Here is an 18,588-nt window from a genome sequence, read left to right as displayed (position 1 = left end):
CAGTTTCAAGGAAAAGAAATGCTGAGATTCCTTTCCATTCTGCTCCTGGCCTGCCTGTCTTTCGCTACCTTCTCCTTCGCCGCTTCCAAGGCCGACGTCGAAGCGCAGTTCCGGCAGTGGCTGCGAAACGATCTCTGGCCGGAGGCGCAGAAGGCCGGCGTATCGAATGCGGCCTTCGAAGCAGCGTTCGAGGGCGTCCGGCTCGACTGGGACCTGCCCGACCTCGCGCCGCCCGGCTTTCCCAAACCGAAGCAGCGCAAGCAGAGCCAGGCCGAATTTTCCTCTCCCGGATCCTATTTCTCGGAAAAGCGCCTGCAGGGTCTTGCCGCGACGGGCCGCAGCCTCGCCTCCGCCCACGCCTCGACCTTGAAGCGGATCGAGAGGACCTATGGTGTTCCCGGTCCGATCGTCCTTGCCATATGGGGCAAGGAATCCGGCTTCGGCCGGGCGAAGATCCCGCATCCGATCATGGATGTGCTGGCGACCAAGGCTTTCATGTCGACCCGGCCCGAGCTTTTCCGGCGCGAACTGATCGCGGCGCTGCATATTCTCGACAGCGGTGACGTCAAGGAGGCGCAGATGCGCGGTTCCTGGGCAGGTGCCATGGGCCAGCCGCAGTTCCTGCCTTCGAGCTTTCTGAAATATGCCGTCGATTTCGACGGGGACGGACGCCGCGACATCTGGAATTCCGTGCCGGACAGCCTCGCCTCGATTGCCAATTATCTGGCGCAGAAGGGGTGGCAGAGCGGGCGCGACTGGGGTTTCGAGGTCGCAATCCCGTCGGGCGTCTCCTGCGCCCAGGAAGGCCCGGACCTTGCCCGCCCGATCGCCGAATGGGCCGGCATGGGGATCGGCCGCATTTCGGGCAAGGCCTTCCCGGCGGCAGAACGTGCCGCGGCAGGCATGATGCTCGTCCCGGCGGGGACCCATGGACCGCAATTCATCGTCACGCCGAATTTCTACGTGATCAAGGAATACAATAATTCCGATCTCTACGCGCTGTACATCGGCAATCTGGCCGATCGCATCGCTTCCGGCGGCGGTGCCTTCCGCGGCAGATGGGGCGATGTCGGCGGCATGTTGCGATCCGATGTGCTCGCGATGCAGAACGCGCTGGTCGCGAAAGGCTACGACGTCGGCAAGGCCGACGGGCTGCCGGGCTACAAGACGCGCCGCTCGCTCGGCGACTGGCAGGCGAAGAGCGGCCTCAAGCCGACATGCTTTCCCGATGTTTCGCTGAAAGCAAAGCTTCGGTGAGTGACGTGGGGGATGGGCGGCTCCGCCCTCCTCAATGCATCTCGACGGATCGCTTGTAGCGCTCGTAGTGATCGGGAACGATCGTCTGGCGCTCGATCATGCGATGGACACGCGGCGGGTTCGGGCCGCGATGGAACGCGGTCAGCTTGTCGCCGACGGCGGCGTCGGCCTGGGTGCGCCGCTGATTGTGACGGACATATTCGACCCAGGTCGGCACGTGGTAGGTCTCGGTCCAGGTGGTCGGGTTTTCGAGGTCGCGCATCAGCGCCCAGTGGCCGGCTCCGTCGCGGATGCGGATACGCCTCCGCTCCGCCATCGTTTTCAGGAACTCGGGGATGTCCTCATCGGCGATTTCGTAGTCGATCATGACGACGATGGGGCCGCTGCGCGGCTTCAGGTCGAGCTCGAGCAGCGGCTCGTTGAAGCGGTTGAGCGGGTCGAGATTGAGCGACTTGAACTCCGGCAGGGCGAAGCGCAGTCCGATTGCCGCTCCCGCGAGCATTAGCAGACAGGAGCCGATGAGTGCGTTGGCCGCGCCGTATTGTTCGGCAGTGACGCCCCAGAGCCAGCTGCCGCCGGCAATCCCGCCGAAGGTCATCGTCTGGTAGAGCGAAAGCGCCCGGCCGACGACCCAGCGCGGCGTGGAGAGCTGTACCGTCGTGTTGAAGAGCGACAGCGCCAGCACCCAGCAGGCACCGGACACGGCGAGCACGAGGCAGGTCAGCCAGGCCTGCGAGCTGATGGCCGTGACCAGGGCGCTGAAGGCGAAGCCGGCGAAGGCATAGCGCACGATCGCCTCGCTGGTGAGGAATTCCCTCAGCCTTGCACTCAGGAGCGCGCCGCCGATCGCGCCGACGCCGAAGGCGCCCAGCATGACGCCGTAGGTGAGCGGGCCGCCGCCGACAAGGTCGCGTGCCACCAGCGGCAGCAGTGCAAGTATGGCGCTCGCCGAAAGGCCGAAGGCGAAGCCGCGCACGAGCACCTTGCCGATATTGGGCGACATCGCCACGTAGCGCAGCCCCGCAGAAACCGCGCGTCCGAGCGTCTCGCGCGGCAGCCGGTTTTCGGGAGCGACCGGTTTCCATCGGGCGAGCGCGAAGAGAATCGCGAAATAGCTGAGCGTGTTGGCGGCAAAGGCAGCCGCCGCACCCGCGGCCGCGACGATGGCGCCGCCGATCGCCGGACCGACGCTGCGGGTAAGATTGAATCCCATGCTGTTCAGCGCGACCGCAGCCGGCAGGTCGTCGCGCGGAACCATGTCGCCGACCGAGGCTTGCCAGGACGGGTTGTTGAGAGCCGTGCCGCAGCCGAGAAGAAAGGTGAAGATGAGCAGTAGCCACGGCGTAACGATACCGTAATAGGCGCAGACGGTGAGCAGCGCCGAGACGGCGAGCATGAAGCTCTGCGCGACGAGCATGATCCGCCGCCGGTCGAAATTGTCGGCAAGTGCGCCGGAAACCAGCGAGAAGAGCATGATCGGAAGCGAGGTCGAGGCCTGCACCAGCGCCACCATGTTCACCGATTGCGAAATGGACGTCATAAGCCAGGCCGCACCCACGGCCTGGATCAGCCCGCCGAAATTGGAGGCAAGGCTCGCGATCCAGATAGTACGGAAGATGTCGTGCCTGAAGGGCGCCAACGGCGATATGCGGTTCGTCACCTCTGATCTCTTTCGGTTGCTCGTCATATTGCTTCGTTATAAACCTCGCAACGCGATGCGCCAGACGCTGAAACTTGCGTTCGGGCCGAAAGGTCCGACCCGGCGCCTGCGCGACCCTTGCAATTTGCGGCAATGAAGCGTATATGAGCCTCAAATTCTTGATCGGTTAGATGAAGAGTGGGGCCGTGAGGACCCGCTCTTTTTTATTAGCCGGTCCGACGAGGAGAGGATCGTTTGTCCGATACGACAACGGCTGAAAATACGAATGAACCCCGGCTGATTACCGAAACCGGCCTCGACCGGCGTGTTGCCGACATCATCGAGCCGGTGCTCGTGGATATGGGTTTCCGCCTGGTGCGCGTGCGTATGTCCGGTCAGAACGGCCTGACGCTGCAGGTCATGACCGAACGCAACGACGGCACCATGACGGTCGAGGATTGCGAGGAGGTCTCCAAAGCGATCTCGCCGGTTCTGGATGTGGAAGATCCGATCGACAAGGCGTATCATCTCGAAGTGTCGTCCCCGGGGATCGATCGTCCCATGGTGCGCAGGTCCGACTTCATCCGCTGGCAGGGCCATCTGGTGAAGTGCGAGACGTCGGTCATGGTCGACGGGCGCAAGCGCTTTCGCGGCAAGATCGTTTCGGTGGACGAGGATGGCTTCCGGCTCGAGCGCGACCAGCCCGCCTATGGTGAAGAGGCGGCAGTCGCCATCCCGTTCACGGCGCTTTCGGAGGCGCGACTGATCCTGACGGACGAGCTCATCCGCGACGCGCTGACGGCCGACAAGAAAGCCAAGGCCGCGCGCGCCGCCAACGAAAACTTCGAAGACGAAGACACAGACAACGAATAAGGCTGGGTGCGCTTTCGATGCGCCTGCAACAGACGGAGACAAGACATGGCAGTCAGTGCTAACCGGCTCGAACTTCTGCAGATCGCAGATGCTGTGGCACGCGAAAAGGTCATCGACCGTGAGATCGTTCTGGCCGCGATGGCGGACGCGATCCAGAAGGCGGCTCGTTCGCGCTACGGTTCGGAATCGAACATCCGCGCCGACATCAATCCGAAGACCGGTGAAATCCGTCTCCAGCGTCTCCTGGAAGTCGTCGAAAAGGCCGAAGACTATTCGACCCAGATCCCGATCGAGCTCGCCCGCGACCGCAATCCCGATGCAAAGCTCGGCGATTTCATCGCCGATCCGCTGCCGCCCATGGATTTCGGCCGCATCGCCGCCCAGTCCGCCAAACAGGTGATCGTGCAGAAGGTGCGCGAAGCCGAGCGCGACCGTCAATATGAAGAGTTCAAGGATCGCGTCGGCGAGATCGTCAACGGCACCGTCAAGCGCGTCGAATACGGCAACGTCATCGTCGATCTCGGCCGTGGCGAGGGCATCATCCGCCGCGACGAGATGATCCCGCGTGAGAACATGCGCTATGGCGACCGCGTCCGCGCCTTCGTCTACGACGTCCGCCGCGAGCAGCGCGGACCGCAGATCTTCCTGTCGCGCACGCATCCGCAGTTCATGGTGAAGCTCTTCACCATGGAGGTGCCGGAAATCTATGACGGTATCATCCACATCAAGTCGGTCGCCCGCGACCCGGGCTCCCGCGCCAAGATCGCCGTCGTCTCCAACGATTCGTCGATCGATCCGGTCGGCGCCTGCGTCGGTATGCGCGGCTCGCGCGTGCAGGCCGTGGTCGGCGAGCTTCAGGGCGAGAAGATCGATATCATTCCCTGGTCGCCGGATCCGGCTTCCTTCATCGTCAATGCGCTGCAGCCGGCGGAAGTGGCCAAGGTGGTTCTCGACGAGGACGCGGAACGCATCGAGGTCGTGGTTCCGGACGAGCAGCTTTCGCTCGCGATCGGCCGCCGCGGCCAGAACGTGCGCCTTGCCTCGCAGCTGACCGGCTGGGACATCGATATCCTCACCGAGCAGGAGGAAAGCGAGCGTCGCCAGAAGGAATTCAACGAGCGCACGCAGCTCTTCATGGATGCGCTGGACGTCGACGAGATGGTCGGTCAGGTGCTCGCCTCCGAGGGCTTCGCCCAGGTCGAAGAGCTCGCCTATGTCGAACTCGACGAAATCTCCTCCATCGAGGGCTTCGACGAGGATACGGCAAACGAGCTCCAGACCCGCGCCCGCGAATATCTCGAAAAGATCGAGGCGGAAATGGATGCCAAGCGCAAGGAGCTCGGCGTTTCCGACGAGCTGCGGACGATCGATGGCCTCAACAGCCAGATGCTGGTCGCTCTCGGCGAGGAAGGCATCAAGACGATCGAGGACTTTGCCGGCTGCGCCGCCGACGACCTCGTGGGCTGGACCGAGCGCAAGGATGGCGAGACCAAGCGTTTCGAGGGCATCTTCTCGAAGTTCGAAGTCACCCGGGAAGAGGCCGAAACGATGATCGTGCAGGCTCGTCTGGCCGCCGGCTGGATCACCGAAGAGGATCTGGTCAAGCAGCAGGAGGAGGAGGAGCAGGAGCAGGATGAGACGATCGAGGTCGCCGAAGGCGCGGATCAGGACGCCTGATCGCGATGACCGTCGAGATCGATGCCGACAGCCTGCCTGCGGACAAGGGTCCGAAGGACCGGAACGGCAACAACCGGACCTGTATCGTCACGCGTGAGAGCGGCTCTCCTGAAGAGTTGATCCGCTTTGTCGCCGGCCCCGACGGCGTCGTCGTTGCGGATCTGAAGCGGCAGCTCCCGGGGCGCGGATGTTGGGTCAAGTCCGAGCGGCAGCTCGTGGAAAAAGCGGTGGCGAAGAAGCTCTTCGCCCGCGCTCTTCGCGCCGAAGTGAAGGCGAATGCCGGGCTCGCCGACGAGGTCGAGAGACTTCTCGCCGAGCAGCTCGCGGGCATGATGCACATGGCGCGCAAGGCGGGCCAGTTCATCTCCGGCGCGACGAAGACGGAGCAGGCGGTGCGCGGCCTTGCCGCGCTGGCCGTCTTTCATGCGATCGATGCGGCCGCGGATGGCGTCCGCAAGATCGATCAGGCCCGCAAGGCGATGAGCTTCGTCAGCCAGGACGAAACGGAAATACCCGCTTTCCGCCCCTTCACGGGGGCGGAAATGGAGGGACTTTTGGGAAGTAATGCCTTTATCCATGCCGCAGCGCTTGCAGGGCAGGCAGGTGAAGGTGTAGTGAAGCGCGCAATCATGCTCGAAAAGTACCGAGGATCCGTCCCGGTCCGGGCCGAAGGCGGCGCTGGCAAGCCACAGCAATGAAGCGCGTCACCGGCAGAGACCGGCATAGCGAGCATTGTTTGAGACAATTTGGAAGACAGGGTCAGGGGTTTCGTATCCGGCCCTGATCGCTAGGAACGGAACGGAATGACGGACAACAAAGACGACAAGACACTCAGCGTAGCGGGCAAGAAGACGCTGACCCTGAAGCCCTCCGGGGTGACGCAGGGCACGGTGCGTCAGGATATGGGCCGCGGTCGCACCAAGGCGGTCGTGGTCGAGACCAAGAGAACGCGCGGTCCGCTGAAGCACAAGGACGAGCGCCCGATCACGCCGGTTGCCGCCACGCCTGCCGCCCGCCCGGCTGAGCAGCGTCCGATGCCGCCGCAGCCCTCGGGACGTCCGGCTCCTCAGCCGCAGCCGCACCAGCCGCGCCAGGAACAGAACCGCCCTCGCGGCGGCGTCGTCCTGAACGACCTCTCTGCCGGTGAGATGGAAGCCCGCCGCCGCGCCCTGGCGGAAGCCCAGATTCGCGACGCCGAGGAAGCCAAGCGCCGCGCCGAGGACGAAGTGCGCCGCCGGCGCGAGGAGGAAGAGCGCCTCGCCCGCGAGAAGGAAGAGGCCGCGCGCCGTGCCGCCGAAGAGGCTGCGCGCCCGCCGGTAGAGGCTGAAAAGGCCGAGGAGAAGGTCGAGGCTGCAAGTCCCGCCGTCGGCGAACGCCGTGTCGAGACGCGCCCGCAGCCGGGACGCCCGGCTCCGGCTGCAACGCCGGCGGGGCCGGACGGTGCAGCACTTCGCGGCCGCCGCGGGACCGAGAGCGAGGAAGACGAACGCCGCCGCAGCGGTGCCGGTGCTCCCCGCGGCAAGGTCGTGCGTCCCGAGCCGGCCAAGCCCGCTCCCCGTGCAAAGGGTGACGAGGGCCGCCGCCAGGGCAAGCTGACGCTTACGACGGCTGCCGTGGACGAGGATGGCAGCCAGCGCGGCCGTTCGCTTTCGGCGATGCGCCGCCGCCAGGAGAAGTTCAAGCGCAGCCAGATGCAGGAAACGCGCGAGAAGATCTCCCGCGAAGTCGTCCTGCCGGAAACCATCACGATTCAGGAATTGTCGCAGCGCATGTCCGAGCGTGCGGTCGACGTCATCAAGTTCCTGATGAAGGAAGGCCAGATGATGAAGCCCGGCGACCTGATCGACGCCGATCTCGCGGAGCTCATCGCCGGCGAATTCGGCCACACGGTCAAGCGCGTTTCCGAATCGGACGTCGAGGAAGGCATCTTCAACATCTCCGACGTGGACGACGACATGCAGTCGCGGCCGCCGATCGTGACGATCATGGGTCACGTCGACCACGGCAAGACGTCGCTGCTCGACGCCATCCGCCACGCCAACGTGGTTGCCGGCGAGGCAGGCGGCATCACGCAGCACATCGGTGCCTACCAGGTCGAGCAGAACGGCCAGAAGATCACCTTCATCGACACGCCCGGCCACGCGGCCTTCACGGCCATGCGCGCCCGCGGCGCCCAGGCGACGGACATCGCCGTCCTCGTCGTCGCGGCCGACGACAGCGTGATGCCGCAGACGATCGAGTCGATCAACCATGCCAAGGCGGCCGGCGTTCCGATCATCGTGGCGATCAACAAGATCGACAAGCCGTCCGCGAATCCGCAGAAGGTCCGCACCGAGCTGCTGCAGCACGAAGTCTTCGTCGAATCCATGGGCGGTGAGGTTCTCGACGTCGAGGTTTCGGCCAAGAACCAGACCAACCTCGACAAGCTTCTCGAGGCGATCCTGCTGCAGTCCGAACTCCTCGACCTCAAGGCCAATCCGAACCGGACGGCCGAAGGCACGGTGGTGGAAGCCGAGCTCGACCGCGGCCGCGGTGCGGTTGCGACCGTCCTCGTACAGAAGGGTACGCTCACTCCGGGCCAGATCATCGTCGCGGGCGATCAGTGGGGCCGCGTGCGCGCACTCGTCAACGACAAGGGCGAGCATGTGAAGGCCGCCGGGCCGTCGACGCCGGTCGAGGTTCTCGGTCTCTCCGGAACGCCGGCGGCGGGCGATCGCTTCGCCGTCGTCGAGAGCGAGAGCCGGGCGCGCGAAATTTCGGAATATCGCCAGCGGCTCGCCCGCGAGAAGGCGGTTGCCCGCCAGTCGGGTTCGCGCGGTTCGCTCGAGCAGATGATGACCCAGCTCCAGACCTCCGGCGTCAAGGAGTTCCCGCTGGTCATCAAGGGCGACGTGCAGGGCTCGATCGAAGCGATCTCCGGCGCTCTGGACAAGCTTGGCACCGACGAGGTGCGCGCCCGCATCGTTCATTCGGGTGCCGGCGGCATCACCGAGTCGGACGTCTCGCTTGCGGAAGCTTCGAACGCAGCCATCATCGGCTTCAACGTCCGTGCCAACAAGCAGGCGCGGGATGCGTCCGAGCGTGCCGGCATCGAGATCCGCTACTACAACATCATCTACGACCTGGTGGATGACGTGAAGGCGGCGATGTCCGGTCTCTTGTCGCCGGAGCGGCGCGAGACCTTCCTCGGCAATGCCGAGATCCTGGAGGTGTTCAACATCACCAAGGTCGGCAAGGTCGCGGGTTGCCGCGTCACCGAGGGCAAGGTCGAACGTGGCGTCGGCGTCCGTCTGGTACGCGACAACGTCGTCATCCACGAAGGCAAGCTCAAGACGCTCAAGCGCTTCAAGGACGAAGTCTCCGAGGTTCAGTCCGGCCAGGAATGCGGTATGGCCTTCGAGAACTACGAGGACATCCGTGCCGGCGACACGATCGAGTGCTTCCGCGTCGAACACGTCACGCGGACGCTCTGATCCGATCCGGCAGGGTATTGGCGAGCGCCGGATCGGCTCCGGCGCTCGCTTTTTTTTGAGTGAGAAGGCGCGCGACGCCGCCCGCCTCTCGCATGTTGGAACCGATCGCGTTTCGATAGGGGCTTGATACGCCCGATCGGCGCGGTCCAGGGTGAAACGATGGCCAAATCCACATCCTCCGCTCCGTCCCAGCGCATGCTGCGCGTCGGCGAACAGGTGCGCGCAGCGATCACGCAGGTGCTGCAACGCGGTGAAGTACTCGATCCGCTGATCGAAAACACGGTGATTTCCATTTCCGAGGTGCGCATGTCGCCCGATCTGAAGATCGCCACGGCCTATGTGACCCCACTCGGGGTCGCCGATCACGCGGCGGTTATCGAAGCGCTGAACAGGCATGCGAAATTCATTCGCGGGCGGCTCGGCCCGCAATTGCGGCAGATGAAATACATGCCGGACGTCCGGTTCCGGGACGATACCAGCTTCGACAACTATCAGAAGATCGACTCGCTGCTGCGCTCGCCGGAGGTCAGTCGCGATCTCGATCGCGACGGCGACGACGAAGAGTAAGCGACAGAACCGATGTCCAGACCCCGCAAACCGAAGGGCCGCCCGATTTCGGGATGGCTGATCCTCGACAAACCCCTCGATTTCGGTTCGACCGAGGCCGTATCCAAGATCAAGTGGCTGTTCAAGGCGCAGAAGGCGGGCCATGCCGGCACGCTCGATCCGCTCGCCTCCGGCATGCTGCCGATCGCGCTCGGCGACGCGACGAAAACCGTTCCCTACGTCATGGACGGCCGCAAGATCTACGAATTCACGGTGGCCTGGGGCGAGGAGCGCTCCACCGACGATCTCGAAGGCGAAGCCGTCCGCTCGTCCGCCGCGCGTCCGGAGGAAGAGGCGATCCGCGCCCTGCTGCCGAAATATACCGGCGTAATCGCGCAGGTGCCGCCGCAGTTCTCCGCGATCAAGATCGGCGGCGAGCGCGCCTATGATCTCGCCCGCGAGGGCGAAACCGTCGAGATCCCGGCGCGGGAGGTGGAGGTCTTCCGCCTGTCGCTCATCGGTTCGGCTCCGAACCTCGCTCACTTCGAGATCGAATGCGGCAAGGGCACCTATGTCCGTTCGCTTGCCCGCGACATGGGCCGCGATCTCGGCTGCTTCGGTCATATCGCGTCGCTGCGCCGCACCTTCGTCGCTCCTTTCGGCGAGGAAGACATGGTGCCGCTCGCCGACCTCGTGGCACTGGAAAAGATCGAGGACGAGACGGAGCGTCTCGCCGCGCTCGACGCGTATCTGATCGACACGGGGGAGGCCCTGTCCGACCTGCCGCATATCGCGGTCAGCGACGACCAGGCGCACCGGCTCAAAATGGGCAATCCGATCATCCTGCGCGGACGTGACGCACCGCTGCCCGCGCCTGAGGCCTATGCCACCGTTCAGGGCAAGCTGGTGGCGATCGGTGAGATCGCCGAGGGCGAGTTCCGGCCGAAGCGCGTTTTCGCCTCCCAATAATTCTGCTGGTCGAAAATCGATCTTGCGCGTTTAAAGTCGAGCGGCGCGGCACGCGCGGCGTATACTCGTTGTGCGCCGAAGCCCATATTGTCATTGTGGGCCTGCCGGCCGCGCTCGAATCATGGACGGGCGGCCCGGAAGCACACGGCACCCGCTCCGGTAATGCGGCAGGGAATCGGCAAGAGGCGTACATATGGTGGAAGCGTCAGAGAAGAGCCGGGAAGATGCTTCATCCGGCAGCCTGCAGGCCGCCGCCGGCTTCGTCCGCGATTATCTTCGCAGGCCCTTCAGCTTCTACCTGATCTCGCTGCTGCTGATCGCCATCATACCGCCTTTCATCTTTTCCTTCGTGATCCTGCAGCGCAATCTCGACGCGCAGAGGGAGGAGGTCACGTCTCTGCTGCGCGCCTCCACCGGCTCGGTCACGCGCATCGTCGAGCGCGAGGTCGACGGCATGCTGACGACGCTCCGGGTGCTGGCGAAATCCGGCGCCGTGGACCTCGCCGACATGCGAGGCTTATACGACCGTGCATCGGTCGCATTGGCCAACACCGATTCCCACCTGATCATCGTCGACGCCGACCATGATCTTCTCCTGAGCACCCGCGTTCCCTTCGGGACGCCGCTCGGGCAGGCGAAGGATCCGGAGGTCGATCTCGCCCTGCAGAGTACCGCACCGCTGGTTTCAGGGGCTTTCCCGGCCGAAATCGGAGAGGGCTGGGTCTTCACCGTGTATCTGCCGGTCACGACGCCCGACGGAAAGAAGTATCTGCTGGGCCTTAGGCAGGATGCCCAGCGCATGACGAAAGCCGTCAACCGCGACACGCTCTCGCCCGGGTGGAATGCCGCGCTCGTCGACGGAAAAGGCAAGGTGATCGTCTCCTCGGACTCGTCGGTGAAATCCGGCGACCCGTTCTTTCTCGACGAATTGCCGTTGCTCAGCATCGGCGTCAGCAATACCACCGCGAGGGGTGTGGACTATCGCGTCGCGTCCGAGTTTTCGGTGGTGACCGGGTGGCGTATCGTCGCTTGGGCGCCGAGCGCCATCGTCGATCAGCCGATGCTATGGTCCTTCCTCTGGCTCTCCTTCGGCGGGATCATTTTCGCAAGCATCGCGGTCGCCGGTTCACTAACCATCGCGCGGCTGCTCACACAGGGCGTCCGGTTGCTGGCCATGGATGCACGGCGATTGGGGGCGGGCGAGCCCGTCGAAGCGCGCCGCTACATGATCACCGAGGTCGAGGCGGTATCGACCGCGCTCGCAAGCGCAGCGACGGCCAGGGCCAAGGCCGAAGGCGAGATTCGCCTGCTGATGCGGGAGGTCGCGCATCGCGCGAAGAACCAGCTCACCGTCATCCAGTCGATGCTGGCGCAGTCGGCAAATTCGGCGGAGGAGCCGTCGGATTTCGTCGAGGCGTTTCGCAAGCGCCTTGCGGGCCTCGCGCGCTCGACCGACCTCATGGTGGCCAACGCCGCCTCCGGAGTCGACTTCCGCGAGCTGGTGCGCAACCAGCTTCAGCCGTTCATGCCGGCCGAGTCCGACCGCGTCGTGCTCAGCGGACCTGCCCTGCGGCTGGACGCCCAGATGGCGCAGACCCTTGGCATGGCACTGCATGAACTGGCTACCAATGCCATAAAGCATGGAGCGCTCGCCAACCAGACCGGCATGATCCAGGTCGAGTGGTCGGTGGCCGAGGGTGCGATCGACATTCGCTGGCGCGAGAGGGGTGCCGATATCGTCGCGCCTTCCGGAAAGAAGGCCCGCCGAGGCTTCGGCACGGTCGTGCTCGAGCGCATGCTCGGCCTTGCGCTTCGTGCGGAGCTCGAAAGGACGATGCATGCGGATGGCATCGAATGGCGGATACGCATCCCGCGCGGCGAGGACCTTTCCTCGCAGGAGCCAGGCGGTTGAGGGGCGGATCGTCCTGAGCAAACCACCACGAATGGATGCCGGAGCATCCGTGCGCAACCGGAATTGACGGTGCGCGGGAGGCGGTGCCGCGCAGCGGTTTCATGACCCTTTCCTTTTGGAACGGATTCGGTTATAGGCACGCCAGCGAAAGGCGCCGCCTCTTCGTGCGAACGGCCGTAGCTGGACGACATCCCGGCTGCCGGCGACCCTCAAATCCTCGAACGAAAGGATCAAACGATGTCGGTTACTGCAGAGCGCAAAGCTCAGATCATCAAGGAATTCGCAACCGTAGAAGGCGACACCGGTTCTCCGGAAGTTCAGGTTGCCATCCTGACGGAACGGATCAACAACCTGACCGAACACTTCAAGGACCACAAGAAGGACAATCACTCCCGACGTGGCCTCCTTGCGCTGGTTTCCAGCCGGCGGTCGCTCCTCGACTATCTGAAGAAGAAGGACGAGGCGCGCTACACCAAGCTGATCGGTGCCCTGGGCATCCGTCGCTAAACGACTGGTCCGGCGGGTTGCCTCGGCAACCCGCCGGCTTTTTTCTACAGCCCGTGCGCTCTTCAAAAAAGCCTAGGGTATTGTACAGGGCGCCACAGCGCCGCGCGTCCTATTGGACGCGCAACGTCCAGCGGACCGGATGGGCCGGGATCGCGGATCAACCAATGGCCCGTCATGGGGCAGGATTGCAGGATGCTTCGGCGCCTGCTTGCCGAAGCGGCTGCTATACGCAGCGCGGCAAAGCGGTATGCGGCCGGTTTTCTTTGAAGCCTCCCGTTGTCTTGCCCGTGATGCGCCACCATGCGGCTTTGAGATCGCCCGCGCTTTTTGAGCCGCGGAAGGTCTGTCGCACACGAAGGACAGAACATGTTCGAGACACACAAGGTAGAAATCGAATGGGCGGGGCGTCCGCTCAAGCTCGAAACCGGAAAAATCGCGCGGCAGGCCGATGGTGCCGTTCTCGCGACCTACGGCGAAACCGTCGTGCTCGCCACGGTGGTTTCGGCGAAGGCACCGAAGCCAGGCCAGGATTTCTTCCCGCTCACCGTCAACTATCAGGAAAAGACCTACGCTGCCGGCAAGATTCCCGGCGGCTATTTCAAGCGTGAGGGCCGCCCCAGCGAAAACGAGACGCTGGTGTCGCGTCTGATCGACCGGCCGATCCGCCCGCTCTTCCCGGAGGGCTACAAGAACGATACCCAGGTCATCGTCACGGTCATGCAGCATGACCTCGAGAACAACCCGGACGTCGTCGCGATGGTCGCGGCCTCCGCTGCATTGACGCTTTCCGGCGTTCCCTTCATGGGTCCGGTCGGCGGTGCCCGCGTCGGCTACATCAACGGCGAATACGTTCTCAACCCGCATCTCGACGAAATGGACGAATCCACGCTCGACCTCGTCGTCGCCGGCACGCAGGAAGCCGTGCTGATGGTGGAGTCGGAAGCGAAAGAGCTGCCGGAAGATGTCATGCTCGGCGCCGTCGTTTTCGGCCAGAAGGGCTTCCAGCCGGTGATCGACGCTGTCATCAGGCTCGCTGAAGTTGCCGCCAAGGAGCCGCGCGAATTCAATCCGGAAGATCACTCCGCTCTCGAAAACGCGATGCTCTCGATCGCCGAAGACGAGCTGCGCAACGCCTATAAGATCACCGAGAAGGCCGCGCGCTATGCCGCCGTGGACGCGGTAAAGGCAAAGGTCAAGGAACATTTCCTGCCGGAAGGCGTCGAGAACCCGGCCCACACCGCCGAAGAGATCGCCGCTGTCTTCAAGCACCTGCAGGCCAAGATCGTTCGCTGGAACATCCTCGACACGAAGAGCCGCATCGACGGCCGCGACCTCGTCACGGTTCGCCCGATCGTCGCCGAAGTCGGTATCCTGCCGCGCACGCACGGTTCGGCGCTCTTTACCCGCGGTGAAACGCAGGCGATCGTCGTTGCCACGCTCGGCACCGGCGAAGACGAGCAGTATGTCGATTCCTTGACCGGCATGTACAAGGAAAACTTCATGCTGCATTACAACTTCCCGCCCTATTCGGTCGGTGAAACGGGCCGCATGGGTTCTCCGGGCCGCCGCGAGATCGGCCACGGCAAGCTCGCCTGGCGCGCCATCCATCCGATGCTGCCGACCACGGAACAGTTCCCATACACGCTGCGCGTCGTTTCCGAGATTACCGAGTCCAACGGTTCGTCCTCCATGGCAACCGTCTGCGGCACGTCGCTTGCACTGATGGACGCGGGCGTTCCGCTCGCCAAGCCGGTTGCCGGCATTGCCATGGGCCTCATCAAGGAAGACGACCGTTTCGCCGTCCTCTCCGACATTCTCGGCGATGAAGACCACCTTGGCGATATGGACTTCAAGGTCGCCGGCACGGATACCGGCATCACCTCGCTGCAGATGGACATCAAGATCGAAGGCATCACCGAGGAGATCATGGGTGTTGCCCTCAACCAGGCCAAGGGAGGCCGCCTGCATATTCTCGCCGAAATGGCCAAGGCCATCTCGGAGAGCCGCGGCCAGCTCGGCGAGTTCGCGCCGCGCATCGAAGTCATGAACATTCCGGTCGACAAGATCCGTGAAGTCATCGGCTCGGGCGGCAAGGTCATCCGCGAAATCGTCGAAAAGACCGGCGCCAAGATCAATATCGACGACGACGGCACCGTCAAGATCGCCTCGGCTTCCGCCAAGGAGATCGAGGCCGCCCGCAAGTGGATTCACTCGATCGTCGCCGAGCCGGAAGTCGGTCAGGTCTATGAAGGCACCGTCGTCAAGACGGCCGATTTCGGCGCCTTCGTCAACTTCTTCGGCGCCCGCGACGGTCTCGTTCACATCTCGCAGCTCGCTTCCGAGCGCGTTGCCAAGACCACGGACGTCGTCAAGGAAGGCGATAAGGTCTGGGTCAAGCTGATGGGCTTCGACGAGCGCGGCAAGGTTCGCCTCTCCATGAAGGTCGTCGATCAGGCGACCGGCAAGGAGATCGTTGCCGAGAAGGGCGAAAAGAAGGACGGCGGCGAAGCCGCCGAGTAAGCCGCCCTCGGCTGAAACCATTCAGGGCGCGGAGCGGATCGCTTCGCGCCCTTTCTCGTGACGAAAACGGAATCGAACCCATGAGCCGCGACGCGCTGAAAACACTGTTCCATCCTTTCGCAACGGGGATCATCGATCCGCCGGGAGAGGGCGAGCGGGTGCTCTTCCTCGGCGCCGAGGCGGGCTACCGCTTGCCGGAGGGCTTTGCAGCCGAAGTCTCCGCCGTGCAGCCGCTGAAGCCCCTCTACCGCGCGCTGACGGCAGCTCGCGCCGATGTGGCGCCGGTCGCCGCGGGCGACGGCTATGACGCCGCGCTCGTTCTGTGCGGCAGGCACAAGGGCGAGAACGAAGACCGCATTGCGCAGGCGTTGAAACGCACCCGTGCCGGCGCGCTGATCGTGGTGGCCGGCGGCAAGGAGGACGGCATTCAGTCGCTGCGCAAGCGGATCGACAAGTTCGGCTGGGATGGCGACTCGATGCCCAAATATCACGGTGTGGCCTTCTGGTTCACGCGCCCGGAGGAGGTTGCCGAGGCCATCTCGGCGCTCGCCAAGGTCCCGGTGCGCGTCGACGGCCTGTTCGTGGCATCGCCCGGCATGTTCTCGCACGACCGCGTCGATGCCGGCTCGGAACTGCTCGCGTCGCGGCTGCCGCGCGATTTCACCGGTCACGCGGCGGATTTCGGCGCCGGCTGGGGTTATCTCTCGGTCAAGCTTGCCGAGGCTTCGCCGAGCCTCAAGGGCATCGATCTGTTCGAAGCGGATTTCGAAGCACTGGAGGCGGCACGGGCAAACATGGCGGCGAATGCGCCTTCGACGGCGGCTCGTTTCTTTTGGCACGACCTGACGGCGGAAGAGACGCGCGACAAATACGACCTTATCGTCATGAACCCGCCCTTCCACGAGGGCCATGCTGCCGAGCCCGCGCTCGGCGCGGCAATGATCAAGGCGGCCGCCAAGGCGTTGAAGCATGGTGGCCGGCTGATGCTCGTCGCCAATCGCGGACTTCCCTATGAGCCGGTCCTGGCGGAGAATTTCAAGGAAATCGGCGAGACCTGCCGCAATGCGCGCTTCAAGGTGCTCTGGGCGAAACGCTGACCCAGTGAACAAGCTCCTCATCCGGCCTGACGGCCACCTTCTCCCCGCAAGCGGGGAGAGGGTTAGGTAAGGGGCAATCCCTGCTTAATCCGCGTCTGCGACCCGCAAGGCTTCGAGCGTCGGCATCGAAGTGATGTTGTAGCCGGAATCCACATAGTGAATTTCCCCGGTGACGCCGCGCGAGAGGTCCGAGAGCAGATAAAGTGCGGAACTGCCGACGTCTTCTATGGTGACGGTCCGGCGCAGGGGCGAGTTCTTCTGCTGCCAGGAGAGCATTGCGCGCGCGTCGGAAATGCCGGCGCCTGCAAGCGTCCGGATCGGACCGGCCGAGATCGCATTGACGCGGATGCCGCGCGCTCCGTAATCGGCGGCCAGGTAGCGTACCGAAGCTTCGAGCGCGGCTTTAGCGACGCCCATGACGTTGTAATTCGGCATGACCCGCATCGAGCCGCCATAGGTGAGCGTCAGCATGGTGCCGCCCTCGCTCATCAGCTCCGCTGCACGCTTGGCAATCTCGGTAAAGGAGAAGCAGGAGATCACCATGGTGCGGCTGAAATTGTCCCGCGTCGTGTCCGCATAGAGACCCTTTAGCTCGTTCTTGTCCGAGAAGCCGATGGCGTGGACGATGAAATCGAGCTTGCCCCAGCGCTCCCTTATGGCGTCGACGACTGCGTCGACGGAGTCGAGGTCCTCGACGTCGCAGGGGAGCAGGAAGTCGGAATTGACCTCCGCAGCCAGCGGCTTGACGCGCTTGCCGAGAGCTTCGCCCTGATAGGTGAAGGCGAGCTCGGCGCCCTGAGCGGCGAGAGACTTGGCGATACCCCAGGCAATAGAATGGTTGTTGGCGACGCCCATGATGAGGCCGCGCTTTCCGTTCATCAGTCCGTTCATCGTGTTATCCGTTATAGCGCTGGAAGACGAGCGTCGCGTTCGTGCCGCCGAAGCCGAAGGAGTTCGAAAGAACCGTGTCGATCTTGGCATTGTCGATGCGCTTGCGGACGATCGGCACGCCTTCGAATTCGGGGTCGAGCTCGGTGATGTGAGCGCTTTCGCCGATGAAGCCGGCCTGCATCATCAGGAGACCGTAGATCGATTCCTGCACGCCGGCGGCGCCGAGCGAGTGGCCGGTCAGCGATTTCGTGGACTGCACATGCGGCATCTTTTCGCCGAAGACCTCGCGGATGGCGCCGATCTCCTTCTGATCGCCGACCGGCGTCGAAGTGCCGTGGGTATTGATGTAGTCGACCTCGCCCTTCACCGTGGCCAGCGCCTGGCGCATGCAGCGCACCGCGCCCTCGCCGGAAGGCGCGACCATGTCGTAGCCGTCCGAAGTGGCGCCGTAACCGACGATTTCCGCATAGATCTTGGCGCCGCGCGCCTTGGCGCGCTCCAGTTCTTCCAGAACGAGAACGCCGGCACCGCCGGCGATGACGAAGCCGTCGCGGTTCGCGTCATAGGCACGTGAGGCGACGGATGGCGTGTCGTTGTACTTCGACGACATGGCGCCCATGGCGTCGAAGAGATTGGACATGGTCCAGTCGAGATCCTCGTGGCCGCCCGCGAACATGACGTCCTGCTTCCCCCACTGGATCATTTCCGCGGCATTGCCGATGCAATGCGCCGAAGTCGAGCAGGCCGACGAGATCGAGTAGTTGACGCCGTGGATCTGGAACCAGGTCGCAAGCGTCGCCGAAGCCGTAGACGACATCGCCTTCGGCACCACGAAGGGGCCGATCCGCTTCGGGCTGTTGTTCTTGCGGGTGATCTCCGCCGCTTCGACGATCGCGCGGGTAGAAGGGCCGCCCGAACCCATGATGATGCCGGTGCGCTCATTGGTGATGTCGCCGGCCTCGAGCCCGGAATCGGCGATCGCCTGCTTCATCGCCACATGGTTCCAGGCGCCGCCCTGGGACAGGAAGCGCATGGCGCGGCGGTCGACGAGGTCGCTCGGGTCGAGCGTCGGCGCTCCCCAGACCTGGCACTTGAAGCCGTGCTCGGCAAAATCCGGAGAAAACGTGATGCCCGACCGCGCATCGCGGAGCGACGCGGTGACTTCGTCGGCATCGCTGCCGATGGAGGAAACGATGCCGAGGCCCGTTACAACAACCCGTCTCATGT

Annotated in this window: 14 protein-coding genes; 11 read left to right on the top strand and 3 right to left on the bottom strand. The window is 64.0% G+C overall.

All coding sequences use genetic code 11. The features are described from left to right. Positions 1-18: 18 nt before the first annotated feature. On the top strand, positions 19-1,257 hold the full coding sequence (locus tag AC6CIG_RS13430) for a lytic murein transglycosylase (RefSeq protein ID WP_437408010.1): 1,239 nt from the start codon (positions 19-21) through the stop codon (positions 1,255-1,257). A 31-nt stretch (positions 1,258-1,288) separates the two neighbouring features. On the opposite strand, the gene AC6CIG_RS13425 is transcribed toward AC6CIG_RS13430, so the two are convergent. After that, positions 1,289-2,944: an MFS transporter gene (locus AC6CIG_RS13425; RefSeq protein ID WP_018093857.1), complete on the bottom strand. Its 1,656-nt coding sequence runs from the start codon at positions 2,942-2,944 to the stop codon at positions 1,289-1,291. A gap of 207 nt (positions 2,945-3,151) precedes the next feature. Here AC6CIG_RS13425 and rimP point away from each other — a divergent pair, with 207 nt between their 5' ends. From rimP to AC6CIG_RS13375, 10 genes are all read left to right on the top strand, one after another. Next, positions 3,152-3,769, top strand: a complete 618-nt coding sequence (rimP, locus tag AC6CIG_RS13420; RefSeq protein ID WP_003534362.1) for a ribosome maturation factor RimP — start codon at positions 3,152-3,154, stop codon at positions 3,767-3,769. A 45-nt stretch (positions 3,770-3,814) separates the two neighbouring features. Next, complete coding sequence (gene nusA / locus AC6CIG_RS13415; protein ID WP_018093859.1) at positions 3,815-5,446, top strand: transcription termination factor NusA; 1,632 nt, start codon at positions 3,815-3,817, stop codon at positions 5,444-5,446. A 5-nt stretch (positions 5,447-5,451) separates the two neighbouring features. Next, positions 5,452-6,144 (top strand): RNA-binding protein, encoded by a 693-nt coding sequence (locus AC6CIG_RS13410; RefSeq protein ID WP_437408009.1) that lies wholly within the window; start codon positions 5,452-5,454, stop codon positions 6,142-6,144. Positions 6,145-6,249: 105 nt separating this feature from the next. Continuing rightward, positions 6,250-8,919 carry a translation initiation factor IF-2 gene (gene infB / locus AC6CIG_RS13405; RefSeq protein ID WP_018093861.1) on the top strand — a complete coding sequence of 890 codons (2,670 nt, stop codon included), beginning with the start codon at positions 6,250-6,252 and terminating at the stop codon, positions 8,917-8,919. A gap of 159 nt (positions 8,920-9,078) precedes the next feature. After that, a complete protein-coding gene (gene rbfA / locus AC6CIG_RS13400) occupies positions 9,079-9,486 on the top strand; it encodes a 30S ribosome-binding factor RbfA (RefSeq protein ID WP_026168496.1) in 408 nt (135 codons plus the stop codon). A gap of 12 nt (positions 9,487-9,498) precedes the next feature. Continuing rightward, positions 9,499-10,434 (top strand): tRNA pseudouridine(55) synthase TruB, encoded by a 936-nt coding sequence (gene truB / locus AC6CIG_RS13395; protein ID WP_437408008.1) that lies wholly within the window; start codon positions 9,499-9,501, stop codon positions 10,432-10,434. Positions 10,435-10,627: 193 nt separating this feature from the next. Beyond that, entirely contained in the window at positions 10,628-12,346 is a 1,719-nt protein-coding gene (locus AC6CIG_RS13390; protein WP_018093864.1) for a sensor histidine kinase, read from the top strand. Positions 12,347-12,583: 237 nt separating this feature from the next. After that, a complete protein-coding gene (rpsO, locus tag AC6CIG_RS13385; protein ID WP_003534369.1) occupies positions 12,584-12,853 on the top strand; it encodes a 30S ribosomal protein S15 in 270 nt (89 codons plus the stop codon). A gap of 366 nt (positions 12,854-13,219) precedes the next feature. Continuing rightward, positions 13,220-15,373, top strand: a complete 2,154-nt coding sequence (gene pnp / locus AC6CIG_RS13380) for a polyribonucleotide nucleotidyltransferase (RefSeq protein WP_411922713.1) — start codon at positions 13,220-13,222, stop codon at positions 15,371-15,373. A gap of 80 nt (positions 15,374-15,453) precedes the next feature. Next, on the top strand, positions 15,454-16,470 hold the full coding sequence (locus AC6CIG_RS13375) for a class I SAM-dependent methyltransferase (protein ID WP_411922712.1): 1,017 nt from the start codon (positions 15,454-15,456) through the stop codon (positions 16,468-16,470). 84 nt (positions 16,471-16,554) lie between these two features. Here AC6CIG_RS13375 and fabI read toward each other — a convergent pair whose 3' ends face one another. Then, complete coding sequence (gene fabI / locus AC6CIG_RS13370; protein WP_437408007.1) at positions 16,555-17,361, bottom strand: enoyl-ACP reductase FabI; 807 nt, start codon at positions 17,359-17,361, stop codon at positions 16,555-16,557. Positions 17,362-17,365: 4 nt separating this feature from the next. Continuing rightward, a complete protein-coding gene (gene fabB / locus AC6CIG_RS13365) occupies positions 17,366-18,586 on the bottom strand; it encodes a beta-ketoacyl-ACP synthase I (protein ID WP_018093868.1) in 1,221 nt (406 codons plus the stop codon). Positions 18,587-18,588 lie beyond the last annotated feature (2 nt).

Source organism: Sinorhizobium sp. GQ132, assembly GCF_059758575.1.
The sequence above is the reverse complement of the archived record's forward strand: the minus strand, read 5'-3'. Positions and strand labels throughout refer to the sequence as shown.